Source organism: Streptomyces lasiicapitis, from assembly GCF_014646335.1.
Classification (GTDB): Bacteria; Actinomycetota; Actinomycetes; order Streptomycetales; family Streptomycetaceae; genus Streptomyces; species Streptomyces lasiicapitis.
Genome location: NZ_BMNG01000015.1, coordinates 1 through 25,752 on the forward strand (window position 1 = coordinate 1; position 25,752 = coordinate 25,752).

The 25,752-nt window shown below is 67.6% G+C and carries 8 protein-coding genes and 2 pseudogenes; 5 read left to right on the plus strand and 5 right to left on the minus strand.

Annotation, left to right across the window (positions count from 1 at the left end):
- Positions 1–42 precede the first annotated feature (42 nt).
- The 3 genes from IEY91_RS42405 to IEY91_RS30360 all read right to left on the minus strand — a co-directional run bounded on the left by IEY91_RS42405 (position 43) and on the right by IEY91_RS30360 (position 1,976).
- The gene (locus IEY91_RS42405; RefSeq protein WP_268240931.1) at positions 43–435 is read right to left on the minus strand and encodes a DUF6192 family protein; all 393 of its coding nucleotides are present in this window, start codon (positions 433–435) and stop codon (positions 43–45) included.
- The gene (locus IEY91_RS42410; RefSeq protein WP_268240932.1) at positions 380–928 is read right to left on the minus strand and encodes a DUF6192 family protein; all 549 of its coding nucleotides are present in this window, start codon (positions 926–928) and stop codon (positions 380–382) included. Before IEY91_RS42410 ends, IEY91_RS42405 begins: the two co-directional genes overlap by 56 nt.
- A 565-nt stretch (positions 929–1,493) precedes the next feature.
- A complete protein-coding gene (locus tag IEY91_RS30360) occupies positions 1,494–1,976 on the minus strand; it encodes a hypothetical protein (RefSeq protein WP_189176405.1) in 483 nt (160 codons plus the stop codon).
- Between the two features lie 304 nt (positions 1,977–2,280).
- Here IEY91_RS30360 and IEY91_RS42415 point away from each other — a divergent pair, with 304 nt between their 5' ends.
- The 5 genes and pseudogenes from IEY91_RS42415 to IEY91_RS30385 all read left to right on the plus strand — a co-directional run.
- On the plus strand, positions 2,281–4,293 hold the full coding sequence (locus IEY91_RS42415) for an NACHT domain-containing protein (protein WP_189176406.1): 2,013 nt from the start codon (positions 2,281–2,283) through the stop codon (positions 4,291–4,293).
- A 55-nt stretch (positions 4,294–4,348) separates the two neighbouring features.
- Positions 4,349–5,461 (plus strand): annotated as a pseudogene (locus IEY91_RS30370) (MMPL family transporter); the annotation flags it as partial.
- Positions 5,462–5,580: 119 nt separating this feature from the next.
- Positions 5,581–6,813 carry a sensor histidine kinase gene (locus IEY91_RS30375; RefSeq protein WP_229697315.1) on the plus strand — a complete coding sequence of 411 codons (1,233 nt, stop codon included), beginning with the start codon at positions 5,581–5,583 and terminating at the stop codon, positions 6,811–6,813.
- A complete protein-coding gene (locus IEY91_RS30380; protein WP_189176408.1) occupies positions 6,810–7,502 on the plus strand; it encodes a response regulator transcription factor in 693 nt (230 codons plus the stop codon). The genes IEY91_RS30375 and IEY91_RS30380 overlap by 4 nt, the downstream gene beginning before the upstream one ends.
- A gap of 94 nt (positions 7,503–7,596) precedes the next feature.
- A pseudogene (locus IEY91_RS30385) lies at positions 7,597–7,740 on the plus strand (carbohydrate ABC transporter permease); the annotation flags it as partial.
- 411 nt (positions 7,741–8,151) lie between these two features.
- On the opposite strand, the gene IEY91_RS30390 reads toward IEY91_RS30385, so the two are convergent.
- Positions 8,152–16,206: a SpvB/TcaC N-terminal domain-containing protein gene (locus IEY91_RS30390; RefSeq protein ID WP_189176409.1), complete on the minus strand. Its 8,055-nt coding sequence runs from the start codon at positions 16,204–16,206 to the stop codon at positions 8,152–8,154.
- A complete protein-coding gene (locus IEY91_RS30395) occupies positions 16,206–25,274 on the minus strand; it encodes a Tc toxin subunit A-related protein (protein ID WP_189176410.1) in 9,069 nt (3,022 codons plus the stop codon). Before IEY91_RS30395 ends, IEY91_RS30390 begins: the two co-directional genes overlap by 1 nt.
- Positions 25,275–25,752 lie beyond the last annotated feature (478 nt).

Consider the following 25,752-nt stretch of genomic DNA (forward strand, 5'->3'; position numbering starts at 1 on the left):
CAGACCGCCTTCCCTGCCCCGCTCGCCGCCGCGGCTTGACTTCTAGCGACGTGAGGCGTCTTTCAGCAGCTTCTCCAGCTGCTCGTCGAGGTCGATCTCGCCGCGGGTGACGGCGTTCTCGATCCAGTCGGCCGCGGCGCGTACCCGCGAAAGTCCGCGCCCGATCGTCTCGCGCTCGCCGTCGTCGTAGTGCTCACCGCGCAGGTTCGGCACGATCCGGCCGGCCGTCGCGACGAACTGCGCGCAGGCCGCGACCAGGTCCATGAACTGTGCACTGTGTTCCATGCGCTGCAACTGCGGGGCAGCCTCCTGGTGCACGAACTGGGCCTGCTGGCGGAACCGGTCGAACTGCGCCTCATTAACGGCATGCCGAGCCGTGTCATCGGCCATGGCCTTGTTGGCGACCGCCGGACGGCGCAGGAAGTCGGTGGTCACCACCCGCCGCGACCGCGTCGTCGGCGGCCAGGTCATGGATCGCCTCCACCTTCTCCTGGACGCTCTCCGGGGAGTCGACCTTCCAGCCCACCACCCGTTTCGCGCTGTCGTGCGTCCACCTCGGCGGACCACCGCGCGGGTTGGGCGGGGGGTTGTTGACCGCCTCGAAACGCTCCTGCTCATCGGGGATGCTGGCCAGGACCTTGTGGATGGTGTGCGAGACGTCCGCCCGCCGGCGCTCCTTCGGCCAGCGCGAGGACACCCACCGGTGTCCCCGGACCGTCGTATAAGCCAGGCCGACGTCTTCGGCGAACATCCGGATGGCCTCGCTGACGGTGAACAAGTCGTCCTTCCCGGACGGATTCGCACCCCCATACGAGCGCATCGGCTCGATCTCCATGGCCGCATCCCCGAGGCGCCACTGGGCGCTGCTCATCGTGGCCACCCAGTCCCGCCCCAGCTTGACCAGCTCGTCGTAACGATCCCGGGTCACACTGCCGACGTTTCCGGACATCCGCACCCACCCCCACGGGCCGGGCGCGGCGCCCTTCATGCCGTCAACTCGCCGCGAACACCCGTCACTTTGCACCATCCGGCGGTCCGGGAACGGTTGCCAGGGCGCACGGGCCCGGCGCGTGGAGCAGCCCTGCCGTGACGGGGCGCGCGGTCTCACACCCCGCCCGGCCGCGTGCGCCGCCGGATTAGGCCCGTTTGCGGCAGCAGGGAGAGCAGTACCGTGCCGAGACGGGATGTTCCATCCCAACCGTCCAACTCGCCCCGCACTCCGGACAGTTCACCGTCCGGGCCGCCTGGACCGCCTCGGTTCCCGCCCGCGTGCGCCGCAGCCGGCGCCAGTGCCTGGAGCGGCACGCCGACGAACAGAACGCCGCCGTCGACTTCGCCGACGGCATCAGCGGACCACCGCACCCCCGGCACAACCGCGGCCCATCATCGCGGTCGTCCGTGACCACAACCAGCCTCAGCCGAGGAACGCCGTCCCTGCGCATGCGGCCACCGTACGAAACGAAAATGGCCGTCGGGAATCCCCCACCGCGAGGCTATCCGCGGTTCGAGTCATAGCCCCACCGAGCCCGGCCGTCTTTGCCCATGAAGCATTTGGCGGGCCGTCCGTCTTCCGTGGTGCCGAGAGCGCCGACGGGGGAGCAGGCGTATCCGAACTGGACATCCGTCTGGCCGCCAGAGCTGCTCCCGCCGCTTGTCCCGCTGCTGCCGGAGCCGTCGCCGCTGCCTGCGGCGGGCTGTGCAGTGACGGTCACCTTCACCGTCTTTGTCGCGGTGACCGTGGGCGCGGGCTTCGCCTTCGCCGTCGCGGTGGCGGTGGCGGTGGCGGTGGCGGTGACGGTCGGGCCAGGGCTGGCCGTCGCGGGTTTCGCGCCGTCTGTCGTGTTGCCGTCGCCGCTGGCTCCGGCGCCGATGCCGATGCCGAGGAAGAACGCGAAGCCGAGCGCGGGCAGGACGTACCTCTTGCGCGCCCATCTCGGAGCCAGGCGCGGCGGCTGCTGCGGTCTGGGCGGCCACATGTACGGGGTTGGTCATCTCGTCCCCCTGCGGGCGGTTCTGGAGGGGATGACGGTACTGCCGGGGAGATGATGTGTCCGCTATCTGCGGGAGCAGTGGCCATCCTGTGATGGTCTGTCGCGCTCGTCCGCTACTGATGAACCGCATCGGCCGGCACGGCGGCTGGAGCGACTGCTCCACAATCCTGACGTCGACCGCTGGGGCGACAACCTCCCCATCGGCATCGGTCTATAACGGTCTGTCACAATCCGGCACCGAACCACCGATCCTCCCCCAAGCCCACCGCGAGCCGGGACCATTCCGTGCATGAAGCGATCGCGGACCCGCCGGGTAGCCGTCACCTATGCTGCCCTGCAGATCGCGACCGCGGCGCTGGCGCTGTGGCTGACCAAGCAGTTCCAGGTGGCGCGGATGTCCGCCACGCTGATCGCCCTGGCCCCGACCCTGCCCGGCGCCTACCTGACCTGGGCCGCCTACCACAACGACCGCCGCGAGGCCGCGGCCGACACCGACGCGAAGGCCACCATGCTGGCCGCCGCGGTGGCCCCCGCCGAGACCCGGCAGCGCGCCCAACTGATCGGGCCCGGCGCCCACCGCATCGATGTGGCCTTCCACTACCGGACCGAGCCCGCCAACAACGCCACCGGCGCTGCCCCTGAAGGCCGCCTCACCAACGTCGTCGCCTACTACCGCAACCTGCGCCCCGCCCGCCTGGTGATCACCGGCGAACCCGGCGGCGGCAAGACCCTGCTGGCGCTGGACCTCCTGCTCGGCCTGCTCACCCACAACGCTCGCACCGCCGCCGACCCCGTCCCGGTCCGCCTCTCCGTGGCCGGCTGGGACACCGACCGTCCCCTGCCCGAATGGCTCGCCGACCAGATCCACCAGCAGTTCCGCGACCGCGGCCTCACCGCCGCCGACGCGGGAATGCTGGTGGACCAGCACCGCATCCTGCCGGTCCTGGACGGCCTGGACGAGATGGACACCGACACCACCCCGGCCGCCCGCCGCCGCGCCGTCGCCGCCCTGCAGCAGCTCAACGCCTACCAGCACCCCACCGGCAGCGCCCCGGTCATCCTCACCTGCCGCACCACCCAGTACGAGCAACTGGCCGCCCTGGACATGCGGATGCGCGAGGCCGCCCACATCCAGATCGCCCCCGTCCCCCCAGCCCAGGCCGCCGCGTATCTGACCGCCCGCAGCACCCGCCCCACCCGCTGGAGCCCCGTCATCGACACACTCAACACCGCGCCCGGCGGGGCCCTGGCAAAGGCCCTGAGCACCCCCTGGCGGCTCAACCTCGCCGCCACCGCCTACGAAGAACGCCACCCCGACACCCTCGGCTACCTCCGCGACCCCGCCGACCTGCTCACCCTGCCCTCGCCCCACGCGGTCCGCGACCACCTCCTCGCCCTCTACCTGCCCGCCGCCACCAGCCAGCACCCCACCCGCCCCGGCCGCTACCCGCCCCACCAGACCCACCGCTGGCTGGCCGCCCTGGCCACCCACCTGGCCACCACCGACCCCGCCTCCCCCGGAAGCGGCACCGACCTCGTCCTGCACCAGCTGTGGCCCATGGCCGGCGCCCACCGCGTCCGCACCACCGACGCCCTCCTCATCTGCCCTCTCGCTCTTGCCTTCCCTGCCCTGTACCTGGCTACGACCCCTGTCGACTTCTCGCTCCGCATGTTCCTCGGCACCGCACTTACGGCATGGCCACTTGCGGCTGTCTGGCAGGCCAGCCGCGCCACCGTCCGCACTCCCCATACAGTCCACCTCCACAGGCTCCGGAGCCCTACTCACCTCCGCCGCCTGGCCAGAGATCTCGGGTTCGGCCTCACGCTCGGGCTTGCGTTGGGGCTCGTGGTCGAGCTCGTGGCCGGACTCGTAATCGCGGTCGCGGTCGGGCTCGCCCTCTGGCTCAAGGATGTCCTTACGGAACCACTGAGCTGCGACGCTGCGCCCACGGACCCTCGCTATCCAGTACGCGACGATCTCGCCGTCGGGCTCGCGTCCGTGCTCGCGGTCGGCCTCGCAATAGGGCTCCTTTCCGGGCTCGCGAACGGGCTGACGGTCGGGCTCGCAATCGGTTCGATGGGGCTCATAGTCGGGGTCCCGCTCGGGCTGTACGTCTTTTCCGGAGCAGGCCGCCGCTACGTGGTCTTACTCTGCTGCTCCCGCGGCCGACTGCCCTGGCGGCTCGGTGCCTTCCTCCACTGGGCTTACGAGGCGGGCCTGCTGCGGATCTCCGGCATGGCGTACCAGTTCCGTCACCGAGAACTGCAGGACTGGCTCGCTGCCCAAGCCCGACTGCGCTGAGGGCCTGATCCACACCGGAAGATCACTTAACTTGTCATGCAGGGCTCAGACACAGCTTCTGAGCGTCGTGGGCCTGGGCGTCGTCGCCGTCCCGGCAATGGATCTGCAGCTCAGCCTGCCCGGCGACGAAGCACAGCCCACCTCGACCACCCAGCGCCGCGCCTATGACGCCCTCGCCGACGGATTCGGCCCCGGCTTCAACGGACCCTTGACCGTGGCCATCGACGCCAAGAAGGCCGATGACCCGAAGGCTGCCGTTGCGCAGGCCACAAAGACCCTCAAGGCCACCGACGGCGTGGTGGACGTCTCACCGGCCATGTTCAACAAGGCCGGTGACACCGCCATGGTCTCCGCCGTGCCCAGTACCGGCCCCAGCGCCACCGCAACCAAGAACCTCGTCACGACCATCCGCGACGAAGCGGACAAGGTGGAGGCCGACGCGGGCGCATCCATGCTGGTGACCGGTCAGACGGCGATGAACATCGACGTCTCGAACAAGGTCACCGCCGCGCTCATCCCCTACCTCGCAGTGGTCGTGGGCCTCGCCGTCCTGCTGCTGATGATCGTGTTCCGTTCTGTGCTCGTACCACTCAAGGCAGCGCTGGGCTTCCTGCTCTCGGTCGCCGCGGCATTCGGCGTGATCGTCGCGGTGTTCCAGTGGGGATGGCTGGCCGATCTGCTCGGTGTCACGCAAACCGGCCCGGTGATGAGCATGATGCCGATCTTCCTGATCGGCGTGGTCTTCGGCCTGGCCATGGACTACGAGGTCTTCCTGGTGACCCGCATCCGGGAAGCCTACGTGCACGGCGAGCGGCCCTCTCAGGCCATCGTCACCGGCTTCCGGCACAGCGCCCGGGTCGTCGTGGCCGCCGCCGTCATCATGATCGCGGTGTTCGCCGGCTTCGTCGGCATGACCGACTCCATGATCAAAATGATGGGTCTGGGCCTGGCCGCCGCTGTCTTCTTCGACGCCTTCATTGTCCGGATGACCATCGTCCCGGCGGCCCTCGCCCTCCTGGGCCGCACAGCATGGTGGCTGCCGCGCGGGCTGAGCAAGGTGCTGCCGGACGTGGACGTCGAGGGCGAGAAGCTCACCCGGCGCCTCAAAGCCGATCCCGCCCTCCCGGCACAGACCACACCCCGGGAGGAGGAGCCGGTGGACGTATAGCCCGCAGCCGCCCCGCCGGGCTGCCCGCGCCACCACGGGCAGCCCGGCGCAGCCCGCTGCGGGCCCGACCGCCAAGAACCCAAGCCGACGATGAAGCAACGACCGGCCAAGGAGATCGCGTGATCGCCGACCTGCGGCCGTGGGCCCGCGGCCATCCCCGGATGGCCGATGCCACGCTCACCGTGGCACTCTTCGGCATCACGGCCGTCTCCACCGCCATGGACCAACCACCCCGCATCGCCCAATGGCCGCCGCTGCCCGCTGCGGTCATCGCCGCGGTCTCGGCCGCCATCTTCCTTGCGCACCGCAGGTTCCCGCGCCTGACGGTGACCGCCACCACCGCATGCAGCGCCGCCCTGGGCGCGATGGGCCCCTGGCTGGGCTACGAGTTCGGCTCCACCATCGCCGCCACCGCCATGGCGGCGCTGTACTCCCTTGCCCTGCGCACCGACCGACGCACCGCCGGGCGGGCCACCGCCGCCTGCGTCCTTGCCCTGCTGGCCGTCTCCGTCATCTGGGCACCGGACGACACGCACTTGCAGCCTGAGCAGGTCGGACTCGTCGGCTTCACGCTCCTGTCCAGCGCCGTGGCCGACTCCACGCGCAGCCGACGCGACTATGTCATCGCCGTGGAAGCACGCGCCGAACTCGCCGAACGCACGCGCGAGGACGAAGCGCGCCTGCGCGTCAGCGCCGAGCAGATGCGTATCGCCCGTGAACTCCACGACGTCGTCGCCCACCACATCACCCTCGCCCACGCCCAGGCCGCCACCGCCGACTATCTGCTGGCCGCCAAGCCGGACACGGCGCAGTACGTGATGCGCAACCTCACCACCACCCTGGTCTCCGCACTCAACGAACTCCGGGCAACGGTGGGACTGCTGCGCGAGGCCGGCGATGCCACGGCCCCGGCGGAACCCGCACCCGGCCTGGCCCGGCTCCCCGCGCTCCTCGACTCGTTCGAGCACGCCGGCCTGACCGTCCACCTCACCTGTGACGGCACTCGGCAGCCACTGTCACCGGGTGTCGACCTCACCGCGTACCGGATCGTTCAAGAGGCACTGACCAACGTCACCAAGCACGCCCTGACGACCACGGCCTCGGTCCGCCTCGCCTACACCGGCCGCCTCCTGACCCTCACCGTCAGCGACGACGGACAGCAGCAGGCGCAGACACGTGCGGCCGGCTACGGACTGATCGGCATGGGGGAGCGCGCCCAGGCCGTCGGCGGACGCCTGCGCGCCCGACCGAAGTCCGACGCCGGATTCGAGGTGGTCGCGGAGCTCCCCACCGACGCTCCCCACTCCGCAGACGTCCCGCTCACCGCCCACGAGGACAAGGACAACGCATGACCATCCGGGTGCTCCTCGCCGACGACCAAGCACTTCTTGTCGGCACCTTTCAGATCCTCATCGACGCCAGCGACGACATGGACGTCATCGGCGTCGCGGGCGACGGCGCCCAGGCTGTCGAGGTGACCCGCGCGACCACACCGGATGTCGTGGTCATGGACATCAGAATGCCGGGACAAGACGGTCTGGCCGCCGCAGAAGAGATCACTGGCGACCCGGCCCTCGACGACACCCGCGTCCTTGTCCTCACCACTTTCGAGACCGACGAGTACGTGACCAGAGCATTGCGCGCAGGTGTGAGCGGCTTCCTGGGCAAGGGCGTCGGCCCCGCCGAATTGCTCAGCGCCATCCGTACCGTAGCGGCCGGGGACATGGTCCTGTCCTCCCTGGCGACCCACGCCGTGGTCACCCGCTACCTCGCCGGCCCCGACGCTGCCGTCGCAACGCCAAACGAACTCCAGTCCCTCACCCCCCGGGAACGTGAAGTCCTGGCACAGGCCGCCAAAGGCCTCACCAACGATGAGATCGCAGAAAGCCTGTACGTCAGCCCACTGACCGTGCGCACCTTCATCCAGCGCATCATGACCAAGCTCGGCGCCCGCCACCGCGCCCAACTCGTCGCCATCGCCTACCAAACCGGCTTCGTACGCGTACACCAACCGCACACGCAACCGGGTACGAGTACATGACACGCCTACCAACAGGCCCCGCCGAGTTCACCACCAGACCTTGCACGAGCATCAGCATCGCTGCCTTCCTGGTGCTGGTCGCGGGCCGGTCGGTCTCGCGGTGCTCGGCCCGTTGTGGATCGTGATCGTCACCAGCCTCTCTCCCAAACCCGTCATCGACCGGGTCGGCGGCCTGGTCGCGATCCCCCAGGACATCACCTTCGTCAACTACACCGAACTGCTCGGCGGCGGAGGGGTTTATCTGTAGGTGTCAAGTGAGCACACAGGTAGCAGCGTTGAGAGCAGAATCAGCTATGTAAGGCACGAGGCGCTTGTCACCTTATCCGCTCTGCCGCAGGGCGGTTCAGCCACGTTCGGTGGGTGTCGGCGCCGGTCGCGCGGTCGAGGGTGCTCTACGCGATGCAACTGCGCGATCTTGCTCAGCGAGGTTGCAAAGGCAGCCGGATTCGGTTCACCTGCCCCAGCGGCGCCGCACCCGAGGCCCCGCCACCGGGAGTAGCGGGTGTTGCAATGGCCCGCCGGACGTCATCCGTGAGGCCTGCTCGACGAATCCCGCGCCGTTGGCGACGGCGCCGCCCGCACTGACGGTGTTGACCACACGTGGGGAGCGCAGGTTGGTCGCGATCAAGTTGAGTGTCGGTGAAGCACGCTAATCTCCCAGATACTTCCATTGCAATCTGTTAATGAAGGCGGCGCGACGGGCTCCCCCTGCGTTCCAGTCGTTGTTCGGATCCAATGCGCCTCCTGGACCATGGCATTGAGCGCAGAACTGATTGACGTTCTCCCCGTTCTGAGATCGCTGCATGTTCCTCTCCATCAACACCGGGTCGATGGCGACCCAGCCTTGTGGTCTCATCTCGTAGACCATGATGGGGACGGCAATTATCAGCCCAACGCCGGATGCGGCTGCGCCCACTTCTGCTACGCCTGCCGCGCCGAACGCTGCCCCACCAATCTGCAGGCCTCCACCTACCAGACTGGCGTTCCCACTCGTGATCTTCCCCGCGGTGACGATTCCGGGGTCCCTCTTTCTGTCCACGCTGGCGAGCATGAATACGCCGCCGACGGAATTCAGGGCGCCCGCGCCGCCGACGAACCATCGCGCCGACGAACTCATCCCCGCTGCTTCAGAGAAAGGCAAAGCAGACGGTCCCGGTTCTCCCGTCATGACCCATCTTGCTTGTCTACCCGCCGCCTCTGCTACCTCCGCAGTGGTAGCACCTGGGTTCACGGCGCGTATCTGGTCTTCGATTTGAGGAATGAGGAATCGATCGGCGAACTTGTGTTCGTTGCCGTAGACACTCCCGCTCAGGGCAGAGTATGTCGTTCCTCCCCCAGCGGGATCAACCAGCAGCGTGGTGGCAGGCAATGCGTTGCGGGACTGTAACGGCGACAGGTTCAGGTTCATCACGGCCGGGTCCATGTTCGAGGCCGCCGCGCTTAGCTCTTTCGTCCAATGCTGCACCTGTGTCCCGGGGGGCATCACGTTGGCGAGTCGATAGGCTTGCCGTGCCTGTGCAGCGGCCGCAGCAAAATCAGTTCCAGGCGCCGCCACAGGCATGCCAGCGGCGGCCACCGGGGATGACGGAGCGGCGGAGCGCAGGAGAGTGCCGGCCAAGGAGAGTCCCCCGCCGACGCTGGAGGAGCTCGACGAGAGGGAAGAGCCGGGTGGCGACAGGTTGCGCTCACTCTCCGGGAGCGACTGCTGCAGCGCCGCTTCACGCGCCGTGGGCTGCGTGGGGTCGATGCACGACTGCAGTGTCGGATCGCAGGTCGTCCCGGTCGGGTCGCTGAATGTCAGCGGGTTGTTCCGGCCGTAGGAGAAGAGATTCACTCCGTCGGCCATGCTGTCCGGGTCGGCGCTTGTCCAGCGTCCCAGCCACGGCGGGTAGTACCTCGCCCCGTGATAGTAGAAGCCGCTCTCCTCGTCTCGCTCCTTCCCCGTGTAGCGATACCGCTTCGTCGTTTCCGTCTGGCTGCGCACGGCTTGATAGGTCGAGGCGCCGTAGGGTGCGTATTCCTCGTAGGAGATGATCTGCGCGTGATCGTCCAGCTCGAGACTGGTCGAGCCGAGATGGTTGCCGAGCTGATACCGGATGAGACGCCTCGGCGCCTGGTCGCTTCCCGCGCGGTCGAGCGTGCGCGTCTCGACGAGCGCCAGGCGGCCGGTGTCGTCCATCACGTGCAGCGTCTCGCGCTCGAACGTCGACGTCTGTTCGCCGTCGAGGTTCTCGCGCCTGCGAAACAGCTCGAACCCGCCGAGGTAGATGCGCTCTTCGACGAGGCTCGATGTTTTCTCCCAAACCTTGCGCACGCGCTGGCCGGAGGCGTCGTAGACGTAGTAGGCTCTGCCGCCGCCACCAAGATCCGTCTCGTGCAGCTGATCCCTGTAGTCCCAGCGCATGTTGGGTTCCGGTGAGCCGCTGCCGAGGTGCGGCATACGAAGCATGTTGCCGTGGGCGTCGTAACCATCGGCGCCGGTGCTGTACGTCTCTGTCGTCGCCCCGATCGTGGTGCTTGTCAGGCGGTTACTCTGCTTCCCAGGCTCGAGCTGGCTCGTCTCATCGTAGGCGTAGGTCCTCGTCCACCCGGATCGAGCCGGATCACTGCCGCGGTGTTGCATCGAGAGGATGTTGCCCGCGACGTCGTAGGCGTACCGCTCGAGGTAGTGCCCCATCGCGTTGCCGTCGTTGGGGTGCGGCAAGCCGACGCGTGGGGCGTCGTCGTAGGAGTACGCGTTCGGCGTGCCCGCCTGCCCCACGTGCTCGCGCCCCGTGGCCTCGATCAGTCGGTAGATGGCGTCGTAGGTGTAGTCGGCGCTCGGCTCCACGCGGGTGTTGCGGAAGTAGATCGTCTGCTGGGCTTCGTCGCGGATGGAGGTGATGTTGCCCGCCGCGTCGTAGGCGTAGTGGAGATTCTGCACCTGGCAGCCTGGCCAGCCGGCCGGCGGCGGCTGCGGGCAATCGCCAGGAAATGTGGCGGCATCGCGGCGGGTGAGCAGTTGCGTGAGGCGGAAGGTCAGCAGGTCGTAGGTGTAGGTCGTCGTGGCGCCGTTGCCGTGGACGATCCGCACGCGTCGACCCTTGGCGTCGTAGTCGATGTCTGTGACCGCGTGCAGGTCTGCTGTGGTGGGATCGAGGAGATGGCCTGGCTCGGCACGCTGGTCGAGCCAGGCATCTACCTGCTCCAGGAGGTTGGCGTCGTTGTAACGGTGCTGAACGACGTTGATCTCCGCCCCCGGCTGATCACTGTGCGGCGCGATCGACTGTGTCACACGGTTGAGGGCGTCGTAGCGGGTGTGGCCCGTAAACGTCTGCGGCTCCAGCGGCAGGGCCCCGGACCAATCCAGCACCGCGCTGTACTCCACCGCCAGACGGCGGCGGCTTTCCAGCAGATTGCCTTTGAAATCGAAGCGGTCGCTCGCGACGACGCCTGCCTGGTCGTCGACCTCGGCTACCTTGCCGCGCAGGTTGTCGTCCTCCGGGTTCGGGCGTCCCTCACCGTAGATGTTCCGCACGACGACCAGCTCCGGGCCTCCGGCTTCGCCCAGCAAGGAATCTGTTGGCCGCCGCAGCGGGTCGTAGGCGATCCGCATGCGGCGGTCGCGGCTATCCCAGGCGTAGAGCGACTTGCCCGCGACATCGTTCAGCATCCAGCGCTCGCCGGCCTCCATGCTGGCTTGGTGGACCGGGTTGCCGAGCATGTCGTAGGCGTAGCGCATGACGACGCGATCTCTGGCGTCGATGATCTCGCGCTGGTTGCCTTCGATGTCGAGGAAGACGCGCGTCGCGTGGATTTGCTCGACGGGCGGATCCGTTGTCGGCGTATCGCTGTACTTGGCCTTGTTGGAGGCCACCGTGAGGAAGGTGCGGCCCAGCGGGTCGGTGTGGGCGACGGTCGGCGTCGCAGAATGAACTCGCGTCTTCTCGGCGGCCCGCGTCTCGTTCGCGCGATCGGTCGGGTCCGGATAGCGCGCCGCAAAGGCTGCTCCGTTGGCCGTATCGGTGCGCAGCGCGTGCCAGGTCGGCAGGTAGTCGGCGTTCGGTAGGCGGGCGAAGAAGTCGGCCACATCGGCATCGGTCTTGGGGTCGGCGATCAGGACCGTGTCGTTGACGTCCCAGGTCTCCTGTCGCCAGGTGTCGAAGATGGCCTTGTCCCAGGTGTGCTCGGGGTGCAGGGTCGCGATCGTTCGTTCGACCGGGTCGTAGAAGAGTACGGGGCTCACGCCGATCTTGACGTCGAACTCGAAGTGGTGGGTGTCGGTGAAGAACGGCTCGTACTGGCGGACGGGCTTGCCCTTGTTGTTGAAGACCGTCCAGTCGCTGCCGACCCAACGAGGGCTCACATCGTGCGGCGTCGTCAGGGGGTGGTCGTCCGGGCCCAGGATGATTCTGCCACTGTCGTCGCGTCGGGGCACGGGACCTGACTCGGCCTGGATCTTCTTCTGGATCTCCCGGCCGAAGCCGTCGGAGTACGAGAGGCTGACCTGGATCTTTGACTGCTGGCCCGCCGGAAGGTCGCTCAGGTGGGTCTCGCGGGCGATGGTGGCGGCCACGGCGGGCGGCTTCGTGGCTGGGTCGGGTTCGCGCCAGTACGCGGTCAGGTCATAGATCACGCGGGTGGTGGCGTCGGCGAGCAGGGTTGCCGCGACCGGGCCCCTCGGATCGGCCAGGAACTGGTCGATCTCGGCGTGGGTGAGGTCGGGGGCGAACCCGTCCAGCGCATCACCCTCCACTGCGGCCGGCGTTGGCTTGCCCATGACCGCGGTGCCGACGACCATGCCGAGGGCGTCGAAAGCGACCGCTGACCGGTTGCGGTTGGCATCCATCAACAGCTCGGGCTGCAGCACACGGTAGTCCTGCGCGCGACGGACGAGCCGCTGATCGGGGCCGGCGTCCCGCTCACCTGCAGTGACCCGGTTGTCCAGCGCGTCGCGCGTCTCTTCGACCAGGAGGTCGTACGCGTCGTAGGCCACGAAGCTCTCGGAACTGACCGCATCGGTATGGAATGGATCGCGGTACCGGTGTGGCAGGAAGAAGTGCTGCCGGGCGTACGCCAGCTCCTGTGCGGGCGTGTCGCCCGAGTCGCTGGAATAGAAGACCCGCCCGGACGGAATCCACCAGTTGCCGTCGCTCTCGGTGTGCACGTAGCGGCCTTCGTTCGCCAGCATCGCGTCGAGGACGCGGCCGCCGTAGACCTCGGCGACCAGGCCTGGCGTGAAGGCGAGCTTGTAGCTTTCGTAGGGCAGCGCCAGCGACTGCAGCACGCCTTGCGGTAGAGACCCGCTGAGGTCGTTGCGCCGGTAGTAGGTGCGCACGTGCTCGATCAGACGCTTTTCCAGACGGCCGGGGGTGGCCTCCTGCTCGTAGTCGAGCGGAACGGCCGTGGACGCCGCCTCCAGGACTTCGTTGAAGGTGAAGCGGCCGCGCCCCGGCAACAGCCTCAGGCCGGTCAGCTCGTGGGTGCGCGACTCGCACGAAACCGGTATGCGGTGATGATCGGCCTCATCGACAGCATTCGTATAGGTGGTCTCGGTCGCCGAAATCCAGGTCTTCGCCTGCGCCGCCTGAGCGATCGGGTCCAGTGCCGGGTCTGGTTGACGCCGTCCGTATCCCACGGTGGCCGACTGTTCCACGTTCCCGTAGTCGTCGACCGCGAGCGTGAACGCGTGAGTGGTGCGCGGATCCGTCGGAATGCGTTCGTAGTGGCGGGAGATCGCCTCCAGAGGGTGGGTGAGGAATACGGCATGCCGGTTCGGGCCGCGGTCCTGCAGCAACCGGATCGTCAGGTTCTGCTCCGTGACCGTGTACGGGTGGACGGACTGCGGTGTGCCGTCGTCGGCGTAGACCTCCTGGCGCAGCATGGATCCCTTCAGGGCCCGGCAGGCCTCGCGCCGTGCGCCGGTGTCGAGCCCCTGCGGCAGCACCGTGTCGGGCAGCAGCATCGCTGCTGCCTCGGCGTCGGTCAGCCCCGGTTCGCGGTAGTACTCGGTGGCGAGGTGGGCCGAGACTTGTTCGCCCGGGCGGAAGACCCCGGTGTGGTACCAGGTCACCGTACGTGCTGGCGGCACGTGGGAGGCCTCGTCCTCGTTCGTCGCCGCGGTGCCCCGGGCCAGGTCCCGGTAGGTCTCGGTGTCCGACTGCTCGATGCGGCCGAATCCACGGAACTCGCGTTCGACGCCGTCGAAGTATCCGTGGGCGTAGCGGAACCGGCTGACGAACCGGTTGCCACTGATCCGGTCGATGGTCTCAACCCTGCTGACGCAGTGCACGGGGAACGGAAGCCGGGTGGCCCACGGCCGGCCGGCCTTCAGATCATGGAGGTAGAAGCGGGTGGACGGCGCGTACTCGACCGCGGTCTCGCTGCCGAGGTTGTTGACCGACCGGATGAGGAGATGCGGTTTGGTGCCGCCCATCAGGTCGATGTACCGCACCGGCGTCCGGCTGTCTGCGGGCGCAGGCGAAGACCACACGAGGCAGGCCGTGCCGTTGCCGAGCAGATCCGCGACCTGGACCGCGCTGAACTGACTGACGGGCGGAAAGCCCCGCAGGCGAAGCGGATCCGTCAATCGGTTGCCGGATTCATTGACATACAGCCGTACGCCGTCGCGGCCGAGGTAGATGATGTCCGTCGCGTTCGAGCCGTCGATGTCGGCGAGCCGGATCCGCCGCTGGTCGAAGGCCTCCGTAGTGTCGAACCAGGGCGAGTTGCGCAGGATGATGCGCGCCCCGAACCGGCCGTGCCCCAGACTCGGCCAGTAGGCGACCTGCCCGTTGCGGATCCGCACCAGGTCGACGAGCCCGTCGCCGGACATGTCGGCCAGGTACACCGCCTGCTCGGCGTCGGCGAAGACCAGTCGCGGCCCAGCACCATCATCGTCCGGCTGCGGAACCCGTTGTCCGGCGGCGAACCCGCCTTCACCAAGCGATCCGTACCAGGTGAACGAGTCACCTTCAGTGACCAGGATGTCGGCCAGTCCGTCGCTGGTCAGGTCGACGAACCGCAGATTCGGATCATCGAACCGGACCGCGGGGACAGCGCAAAGTGCTCGGTACGCCGTCCAGCTGCCGTCCTCAGTGCGGCTGCTGAAACCCGGCGAAGGCCCGTCCAGCACGGCGGCGTCCAGGCGTCCGTCGCCCTGCAGGTCCAACAGTTGACCGCGGCCGGTGCCCGGAGTGACCGCGGCGGGCGCATCGCGCAGCGGAGTCAGCGGCCCGAGCCGACCGTCACCGAGATTCGCCTTCCAGTACCAGGTTCCGCTCTGCACCGTCAGCGCCCCCGGCAGGCCGACGCCGTCCAGGTCGATCCACTGGTAGACGTGCCCATCAAGGCCAATCGGCAAGTTGCGCTGGCTCTCGTCGTCCAAGGTGTGCACGGTCTGGTCGATCGTCGGCTTGCTGTAGGTGAACTCGACCGGCGGCATGGAACTGCGCAGGTACCGGCCGTCCGGCTGGCGGAGGTAGCCGGACTGGGTGACCGACATCAGGAACGACGCGATGCGCGTGCTCCCTTGATGGGCGAGTTGCTCCTCGGGAGCCACTTGGCTGTCGGCCTTGAGGTCGCGGTAGCCGAACTCGGTCGACCGGACCAGGTAGGGGTCGGGGCCGAGGTCCGGGATCCGGTGGAACATCAGCACGGCCGCGCAGCGGCGATGGGTCCGGATCTCGAATCCTGCCCGGTAGCTGGAGAACGGATCGGGCCGCACCGGCCACGTGCCGGACGCATCGACCGATGCGTCGGCGTAGTGGTGCTGTGCGTCCGCCGGCACTCCGGGATCGGGTGGGCGATGCGTGAGGTGACCTTCGGCGTAGTCGAGAACGGCTTCGAACATCCAGTCGCTGGCATCGGCCTGGACCAGCCGCGAGGTCCGGTTGCCGTAGAAGATCCGCTTCAAATACCGCATGCGGACGTGGTCTCGGACCGTACTGCCCGGCAGTGGCGGCTCGACGCCGCGGTCGTCCTCGGGCACGTACTCGTAGACGATCGCATTGCCCCGGTCGTCATAGCTCTCGCAGATCAGCCACTCAAAGGTCCGTGCACCGTCCTCGATCCGGCTCTCGAGGGTGCGGCCGTAGAGCGTGGTCACGTTGTCCCGGCTGATCGAACGCCAGTGTGTCTCGCCGGTCGCCGTGTCCACCCAGCGCTCGATCCGGGCGAAGAGCCCCTCGATCCGCGGGCGGTACCGGTGGACCCTGAACCCCGGGAAGGTGGCGGTGTCGGCGTGCCGCGTGCCATCGGTGTTGAGCACCGGCACGAGATCCTCGGCACCGGAGAGGAGGAACACATCGGATTCGTCCGCATCCGCGTATCGCGGCAGTCCCTTGTCGGTCTTTCGCCTGATGGCCGGTGTGTTCAGGGACCAGCCGAATCCCCACACGCCGTTGCCGTTGCCGGAGTCATAGCCGAGAGAGAGCGATGGCCCGAATCCGGACCGCCCGGGCGACAGCGGGATCGGGATGCTCATCGAGGCTGTGCCGGTCACCGGATTGGTGCCGAATTTCTCGCCGATCCCCTTGATCGCGCCGCCTCCCTTCGGCGTGCTGATGACGGGAAGCGCGGGTTGCGGGCTCGCTCCGGTACCGGTCTCCGCGGTGCTGCCGGAACGAATGCCGGCGCCGGAGTAACCACTCGGTTGGCCCGGCGAAGGCGTGCCCGGCTGGCCCGGGTTCTCCGGGATCGCACCGGGCAGGGCTGGGCTGGCCATCACCGGAGGGTGAAGCGCTCGACGACCCAGACCTGGCTGATGCTCGCTGTGAGATCGGCGATGTTCAGCTTCAGGCTGGTCACGGGCGCTCCGACATCATGCGCCGCGAAGACGGCAAGGGCATCTCCGGCCGGCGCACCGGCTGTGAAGGAAACATCGACGCCCCCCTGGACGGCAGTGACCTGGTCCGGCGTGAGATCGCCTTCAACGAACAGGTAGATGTCGCTGGCCACGACCTCCTCCGGGTCCCGCCCCTGGGTGTAGAACGGCAGGGTGCGCGTGATGTCGGGCAGCTCGACGACCCGCTCGGTGGCGGCCGCCGGTGGGTGCATCCCGGCGTACCAGGCATCCGCGAACTCGTTGATCACGTCGAAAGCCGTGAAGAGCCCTTCGGTCTGGCTCAGGTCCTCGACGTCCTTGCCCCAGTCGAGCAGAGCACCCTCCGCCGCCGTGCGCAGCGCGTCGCCGCCGTCTCGGCTTGTGTACCGCAGCCGCATGGTGACATCGGTGATGGACCGGTAGTCGAACTGGCGGAAGTTCCGGGGGAGTTCGAGCCGCCAGGAGCTGATCACGCCGGCGCCCTCCCCGAACAGGAAGCGCTCGCTGTTCAGGTTGAGGTCGAAGGCGCCGCTCTCCGATTCGGCCGAGCTGAACGCTGCCGCGGTGAGCGGAATGTTGGTGGTGGCGAAGCGCGGATCGTCCTCATCGGTGCTCTGCGGGTAATCACCTGCGTTCCTGGCCTCCGGTGTGGCCCGGTACTGGTGCTTGAGCAGCCTGACGGTCGCGTTCAGTCCGGTGTGGGGGCCGATCGTGCACGGGATGCTCAGGCCCACGGTCTTGATCCGACGCTGGTAGTGCCCGCAGTAGTCCATGTCGAAAAGAACTTCCGGCAGCGAGAACTCACAGACACCGGTCTCGCGCAGGGTCATCAAGGCGGCGGGATCGAGCTGGCGCAGCGAGATCGACTTGGTGATCTCGAAGTCGTGGCCGCGGGAGTTCTGGTAGGCCGACTCCAGTTGTTTCAGCCCCTGCCAGAGCTTTTCCCCGGCGAGCAGCCCGTCCCGGGCCGGATCCCAGTAGCCGAACTGGATGAACCCCGGGCCTGTGTAGGCACGTTCGAAGCGGAACAGTTTCTCGGCCTTCTTCGCCAGCTCGTAGGCGAGTGTGTAGGCCTGATAGTGCAGGCCACTGAGCTGGCCTTCCATCCAGGTGTAAAGCGCCGGCCCGCTGTATTTGCTCTCCAGGAAGTCCAGCACCGCCTGCGAGTTGTCGATCGCGGCCTGCTGGTTGGTGATCTCCTTGCTGGCGATGTCGATCCGGATGTCCTGCGCGACCATCTGCTTGTCGATGTTGGTGATCTCGTGCCCGGCGATGTTCGCCTGCTGGACCCGTTCCTGCAGCTGCCTCTGCAGGGCCGCCTTGCGCCCGGCGTTGGTCGACTCGAACGACGTGCTATTGGCCGCGACCTGCAGCTCGCGCGCGATGGCCTGGGTGCCATTGCCGAGATTCGCACCACCCCACTTGATTCCAGCGCCGACGCCGATCGGCGCCGCCTCGAGGGCAAAATTCGGGATGGCATGGAACACGCTGGCCAGTGCCTCGATGTGCCCGATCACGGTTTGCCAGTCCCGCGCCTCGGCGGCCTTGTCCAGCTCCAGCTTCTCAAGCGCATTGACCTTGAGCCCACCGACGTCCACCGGAGCCTCGATGAGGTCGGGTAGTTCAGCGTAATCGGTGGTCTCGCTGGGCAGCTTCGACAGATCCTCACCGAGCAGGTTCAACTGGTGGGTGAGCCGGTACACGGCCGCCCCCCGGCTCGCCGCCAGGGTGTCCCGCGCCTTGGTGGCCTCTTCCAGTTGCTGCGTGCGCACCTCCATGACCAGGCCGTTGATCGCGTGTTCGTGAACTGTCCGCAGATGCTGGAGTGCCTCACCGTCGCCCTTCTCCTTCGCCGCGATGAATGCCGCGCCGAGCGATTTCAGCTCGCTGCAGCTCTCCAGCGCCTTCTGGATCAGGTATACGAATCGGTAGTCCGGGATCGGCGTGTCCAGATCGTTGAGCACGCTCGAGATACTCAGTCCTGCCGCTGCGGCCGCCACGAGCAGGTTCGGATCCAGTGGGGCCTCGAACAGGGGCAGTGGCGAGTAGACGCCGTTGATGTCCTGGCACGCGCGGATTTTCGCCAGTCGGTCGTCGATCGTCGTGCGCAGGGCTTGGATCTCGGGGTTGGCCGGGATGCAGAAGTACAGACTGGACGCCGACCCGAACAGGTTGGCCGGTTGCGGCTCGGTGACCGGCTGGCCCTCCGGAAGATCCTTGGGGTCGGGCAGGTCGGGCTGGTTGGTGAACGGGAAGGCCAGCTCCAGATCGACCAGTGCATTGCTGAACGCGTCCCACCGGTCAAGCAGCGAGCGGTACGTCGCTGGCTCGGTCTTCCCGCGCTTGGGGATCTTCTGCCCGGCCGGGCCGTAGAGGTGTGACGCCATCACGTAGCACTGGATGGCCATCGGGATGGTCTCGAGTGTGTTCTGCCGGAAGTAGTAGTCGCCGTACTCGATCCAGATCCGCACGTACTGCATGGCTGCCCAGCGTTTGTAGGCCGAGATGCGGCCGCGGGCCACGACATGCGGGTTGAACGGGTTGTCGCGCCATTCGCTGAGGTCCTGATCCGGTGTGTTCGGCTGCAGTCGCAGGAACAGGTCCTGGGCGTCTCGGTCGATCTCGGTCAGCCGCAGGGGAAGGAAGCGCCATACCGGATCTTGTTCGGTGCCTTTCGCCATCGGACTGACGATCCAGTGCATGACGCTCAGCGCGTCGTCGAACTGTCGCGCGGTGAGTAGTCGCTGTGCCAGCAGCATGAGGGCGTGGAAGCCGAGTTCCCAGGTGTAGAGGGAGACTGGCGACCGCAGTTCGTGGAAGAGCGAGACGGCGTTCTGCCCGTACTGGCCGTAGCGCTCGTCGAACGGTGCGGCCTGGAGGTAGTAACGGAACAGTCCCTCAACGCCCTGCGTGTTCAGTGTGCCGAGTAGGGGTGGGACGTCCGCGTGGTCCAGGTGGTCATCGGCGTTCTTGTAGTACAGCACCATCGATTGTGGATCCCGCACTGCGAAGGGGCGGTCCGTGTACACCGGACCGCCGGTTTCCAGTGCCTGCATGGACCTGAGCGCATTCGCACGGTCCCAGTGGAAGGTCAGTGGCGGACGGGAGGCCCACTCCGCTGCGGTGCCCCTCGCGCTCACATGGTGACCGCTGAAGACGAACCGCCCCCCTGTGCCCCCGTCGCCTGCATAGACGTCGATCAGCGCCGAGTCGCGGGTGATCCGTGGCACGAAGATGTAGGCGCCGATGTCAGGTAAAGCAGCAGCCTTCTCCGAGTACAGCGCGCCGGTGGACAGCCGCTTCGGCGACCACTTTCCGTCGCGGAACTCGCTGTAGTTGAGCTTGATCTCCCAGGAGAGCAGGCTCTGGGCGTCCCCTACTGCTTGGCCGCCCACCGTGTTGAAGGAGTCGCTCGTTGATGCTGCGGCCGGCGGGTCTGTTTTGCGGTTGAACTGTGGAAAGAAGATCAGCAGCCGGCCCCGGAAGACGACCGGAATGAGGTAGCAGCCATTCCGGTTCGCCTGCCCCCGGAGCACGTCGTAGCTGGGCACGTCAACCGGAACCCGCTGCCAGGGGTGCCAGTGGACTTTTGCCGTGTCCAGGACCCGGTAGTAGAACAGGTGGGGCGCGGACTGGGTGCGGGCGAAGATGTGTACCTTTTGCGTCGTGTCGTCGACGAAGAGGCCGGCCGGTTCGAGCCGGGCAATCTCGTCCAGCCCATCGATGTACGCCCGCAGTGCCGCTTCGATCGTGTCTTGGGTGATGTCTTTCTGCAGTAACTGTGCCTGCAGTGCGTCGTAGATTTCGGAGGTGTCGTCGCGTAGTTCGGCCCGCAGATAGCTCTCCGGGTTGACGGCAACTTTCCGGTTGGCCTCCCAGACGCGGTACTTCTGCATCCATGCCCAGCGGCCTCGGTCCAGCACCGTCCCGTCGACTCCGTGGTCCCGCTCCAGGCCCAGCAGGCACCGCTGGATGTAGGACTGCACACTGGAGATCGCCTGTTTGATCCGTGAGGTGTCCCGGCAGGTGCCCATCTCGACGTCGATGAGGAAGAACTCGAAGAGGCTGTCCGAGTCGGTCACGCCCCAGTCACGCAGTTCGGGTTGGATGACGAGGTAGTCGACCAGGGCGCGGCGCTGATGTGCGCGCAGTTCGTCGTACAGCGGTTCCACCGCCTTCTCCCAGTCCTCCTGGGTGAACCGGCCTCGGTAGGCGGCCTCGATGCTGCTGGCCAGTGCGTGTGCGGGCCAGAACCGCGAGCCCGGATCGGCCCACGAGAACAGCTGCGGCACCTCGGCCCGGGTGGCCTCCACGACCTCCAGGGCGCGGGCCATCCGGATCAGCGTGATCTCGTTGCAGAACGACGCGGGATCTTGGACGTTGAATCCGGCCGGCGCGAGCAGGGCCGAAACCGGGGCTGGATCCCAGCCCGTCGCTGTCACGATCCGGTCGGTCAGCTGCGCCGGGTCGGGCGCCGTGCCGGTGGCCCAGCGAAACAGACCGGTCATGGCTTCGCCGTTGCTCGTGATCGTATTGCGCAGGTGGGTGTACGCGGCCAGCCGCCGCCAGCCATCGAGCCTGGGGCGATCGAAGTCCCAGCCGCCGAAGTCGCTTTGGTGCTGGTCGAGCCAGCTCGTCTCATCGCCGCCGAGGCCGTGGGCGTTCACCACAATGCCCGTGCGCCAGAGCTTGACGAGCACCTCGCTGACTCCGGCCGCCATGTGCTCGGCGAGCAGGGCCGATCCGGGAATGGCGGCGGTCGGGTGTCCGGCGGTCCGCCACTTCAGCTGAGCTAGCGGGATGTCGTGGGTGTCGAAGGGGATCAATGTGCCGGAGCGCAGGGAGATCGGCTGGCTCAGCCACACATTGGAGGGGTCCTGCTGCTGGGTGTCCAGTGGCAGAGCAGCACCACCGATCGACAGGGCGGCCGGCTCGGTGTCGAACCCTGCGGCCTCGAAGACGTAGTCGTCAGTGGCGGGCACCGTCAGGTATCCGTGGAACCCCGCTCCCGCCGACCCCGTGTTCTTCAGGGCCAGCAACGCGTCCATGGCTGATCGGCCGGCCGCGGTGGTGAGCACGGTGGAGAGCAGGACGTCGGTCACCGGCCCGTCGATCCCCGAAGCGCCGGAGACGGTGTCGACGATGAGCTTGTGCGCCAGGCGCTTGCGCAGTTCCGGAAGCAGCACCTGCAGGAACGCCAGCCGCTTCAGCACCGCGGTTAAGGGCTCGGTGGCTGGCGGTTCGCCCGCGCCGGGTACCGGCCAGACGTCGCCGCCCAACAGGAGGTCGGCCAGCGCCTGCTGTGCTGCCTGATCCGCGGCCAGCGGCGCTATCACGGCGTCGAAGAACGTCTTTGGCTGAACCGCGAGCCGATTCAGGGCGGCACGCCATCCCGGGAGCGGGGAGAGCGCCTCCACCAGGGCGCGGTCGTTGTCGTCGAGGATCCCGGTCACCGAGAGGGTGCCGGATGGCGCGGGCTGTCCCGGCTGGGCGGCCGGTGATGTGTAGGTGACCCGTCCCGCCAGTGCTGGCGGGAGCTGGATGGCCAGGCCGGCGGGCGCATTGGTGGTCCAGGACCAGCTTCCCTGCAATAGGCCCTCGATCTGGTTCACGACCGGCTCGTCGAACAGCAAGCTGGCCTCGGTGCGGGCGCGCTCCAGCGTCGCGAGCGCCTCGTCGTCATCGCCCAGATCCGTGTGCTGCTGATCGATGGTGGTCAGTCCGTCGGCGAGCGTCTTGGTCAGGCGGAGCACCGTGATCACTGACGGTGCGAGCGGGCGCCGGATGTCATCGTGTGCGGTCAGAGCGAAATCGAGCTGTCGCAGCGACAGTCCGGCCTCGTCGGCGCGCTGCCAGTCCTCGAGGAAGGTCCAGGTCTTCTCGGCGCTCACGAAGGGATCACCGAACACCGCCCGGAGCCGGATGAGGTCTGGTGTCTTGAGCCTCAGCCAGCGGCCCAGCACGGCGTAGCGGAACAGCGCGGACAGTGTGTGGACCGTGAGCTCGTCCGGCAGACCCAGTTCGGTGATCAGGGCGGTGGTGTCCTGCGCCCCTAGTCCGAGCGCGGCCTGGAGCCCGGCGAGGTGATCTGTGATCGGTCCGGCCGCCGTCAGGAACTGGCCGTGGGCGTTCGGGCGGAAGACGTCATCGGTGCCCAACACGTTGTGGCGCAGGAAGACCCGCGTATAGAGCGAGTCGTCCCCTGCTGTGTCGATGTCATTCCAGAACGTCAGTACGCGGTCGAGGTCAAGGCCGGTCCGCTCCATGATGCGGTGCACGAAAGTGATCTCGTGCAGGAAGCCCGTACTGATCCGGGCCCGAGCAGGCAGCGGCGGGCATCCGGCTTCGTGCTTGCCGCAGTCTCCGGTCGCGCATTCGCAATCGTCCTCGAGCTCCCAGGCGAGGGAGTCGGTCTCGTCGCTGTTCTCGATTTCGTGCGGATCCTCCTGCGCCGGGTTGTCGCTGGTGCCCAGTCCGGCCAGCGCCTGGTCCGTTTCGGGCACCGTCCAGCCAAGTGCCCGCCACAGCCGGGCGAACCGCTGGATCCGTCCGTACTCCGCCTCGGTGACTGCGGACCCGTCCAGGTGGATCAGCCGCACCGGGTCCAAGTCGCAGGAGTCAGCCGGCGGCAGCCAGCGGATCCGTGTACCCGGCAACATCCCACCGGGTTCTCCCCAGCGGGGCGAGGGGGGCCGGACCAAGAAGCCGTTCTCGTCAGTCCCGCCGATCACGAGCCCCTCGGGGCTGAGGATCTGGATGCTGCTCAGCACTGCCCCGGCGGTAAGAGCCGCCTTGCCCTCCGGGTCCACGCCCCCGATGGGAGCGCCGTCGAGGTCGGTGATGGTGCCAGCATGGTCGAGGTGCCCGATCTTGCCCCAATCCTCCATGCCAATGGGTCCGTACAGGTCACCGGCGATCGGCAGGCGCGGGCGTTCGCCGGAGTCCAGGACAATCAGCCGGCCGAGCCGCTCGAACCAGCAGTGGACCCATGCGGTGATCTCCGCGCGGGTGAGCCTGTCCGCCTCCGTAGGCGGTCCGCACGCCTCGTCCTGGCTCAGCCGCCGCCAGAGCCCCGAAACCACACTCTGCTGGGAGACCAGGAACTCGATGACCTTGGCGAACCGCCGCTTCGGATCGACGGTTCCGGTGTCGAGCAGGGTTTGCAGGAACCGGTAGCTCGCCTGGATCGCCAGCGTCAGCCTCAGCGCGGGCCCGCTCGGCATCACCGGGTTGACGAACCGGGTCCGCAGGATCTCGACGAGTTCGCCGTAGGTCAGGCCGGTCCGGGGCAGCAACTGGTCCTTCACGAACGTGAGCCCCAGATGGCGGGTCTCGTCGGCATCCAGCATGTCGGCCGCGGACCCGTACCCGAAATACTCGTGCGTCGCACGGAAGCCGATCCGCCGTCGGTACTGCCGGGGACTGATCGTTGCGCCACTGCACAGCTCGAGATAGGCCCTAGGCGGAAACGCCTCACGGGTGAGGATGACGTACTGCTCCTGGGTAAGACCGAGGAACTCCGCATCCGCCGCGCGCTGCCGCAGCGCTGCCCAGAGCTCCCGCATCCTCGGAAGGTCGTCCGGGTCCGCCTTCTTCGTGTCTTTGGCCGGCGGTCCGCTGCGGAACCGGTCGAGCACGTCGAACCGCGTGGTCTGCATCGCACGCAACCAGATCCGCATCCGGTCGATCGGCTGGTGATAGGGCAGACCGATCGGGTAGACCGCGCTTTTCAGGATGCAGTAGGCCTCCTGGCTGATGTGCTGCGGCTGCGCCTGCAGTTCACCGCTGGTCTCGGTGCGCACGTTGAAGGTTTCGAGCGTGACCTGCTTGGGGTCGTGCGTGTCCTGAGCGTATTCGCCGAGATGGACGACGAAACTCTCCATGATCTCGTTGACCAGGTCGATGTACGGCAGCACCACATTGGTGTTCTCACAGGTGAGTTCTAGGCAGCCCAGATCCGGCCGACGCCGCAGCAGCTTCTCCAGCGGTGTCCCCGCGATCCCCGGCACGGCCGGCTGGTCCGGGTCCAGGTTGTTGTTCCGCAGATACTGCAGCAACTCCACAAAATAGGCGGCCGGACTGTAGACCGACAGGCAGTCGTCGCACGCGCAGAAGTCCAGATCGCCGAACAGGCCCTGAACGTCGAGGGTGGCCCCGGTGGTGTCGGCTGCTGTCTGCACCCGCTCGAGCCGCTCGCGCTGAGAGAGCGTGCCGTCGGCCAGCTGCATCCCGGAGCCGGTGATCTGCTGGCGCATCGCCGCGAGCGCGTCCTCGTTGCGGATCTGCACCCGAACCGCGTTCTCGTGCGTCACAACGGCCGTCGCCGGATCCAGCTGGCCCCGCACCCGGCGGAGGAACTGGTCGCGCGGCGTCATCGCCACGGCCATGGCTGACCGGTTGCCAGTGCGGATCACCGCAGCTACGGCTTCCGGCGTGGGACTGATCGCCTGCACGCGTTGCAGAGTCTTGAGCCCTTCGATCACGCCCGCCCGCTGGTCCTCCGAGACACCGTCCAGGGCATCCGGGGCCTGGAGGGCGGAGGTGAGTGAGTTCTGCCGCAGATCGAACCCGGCGCCCAGATTGTCGAGCACCCGCACCACTCCGGCCTGCTCAGCGGCATCACCCACGGAGATCTCGTCGTCCTGCACCATCCGCTGCAGGACCGCGGTGGGCTCGCGCCGGAACAGTCCGGTGCGAAGCTGCTGGGCGAACGCCCTACGGCGTTCCTGTGGCGTGTCGCCGGGCAGAGCAGTTGGCGGCCTGGAGCTACCGAGCGCTGCCACTAGGTCGTCGAGTCCGTTCTGCAGGGCGATCGTTCGGAAGCTGGGCACGGTCCCCGGAGCCGCCAGCGCTGCCTCCAGCGGCCGATGGGCGCCGCTCCAGGCGACAAACTCTTCGGCGGCAGCGACCTCGTCGGGCTTGGTGTCGTCTGGGGCCAGCCGACGGATGGCAGCATCACGAGCATCCATGTGCAGTCCCCGTTCGGCTCTTCCCGGTCGGTTGAAGCAGGCCTGGACTGACCAGGAACAGCGCTTCGATCGTGGTGTCGCGAAGCACGTCGGCCAACGCGGCCGAGGCCCGGAACGAAGCGTTGAGCGTCAGTTGATCCCTGTCCGTGTCGGCGGGCGGTAGCTCCCTGGTCTGCGGGAAGGTCTTCGGCCGTGGGACTCCTACCGACAGGGACCATTCCGCTATGTCTGCTTTCAGACGGGCCTCGATATCTACAGCACTGGTGAGTCCGCCATGGGCAGTTGGTGTCCAGCCAGGGTGGTACGCCACGGCGCCAGGACCGTGGACCGTGAGGGAGGGAGTGCGCTCCAGGCCGGTCTCGCAGCCGGTCTGCGGTGACCGGGCACGCATGATCAATCTGTTCACAGCCATACCGCGCCCTCCCCCCATGACGGCCACGTCGAGTTCCTACGTTCCCGCAGTGTGGCCGGGAGCCGG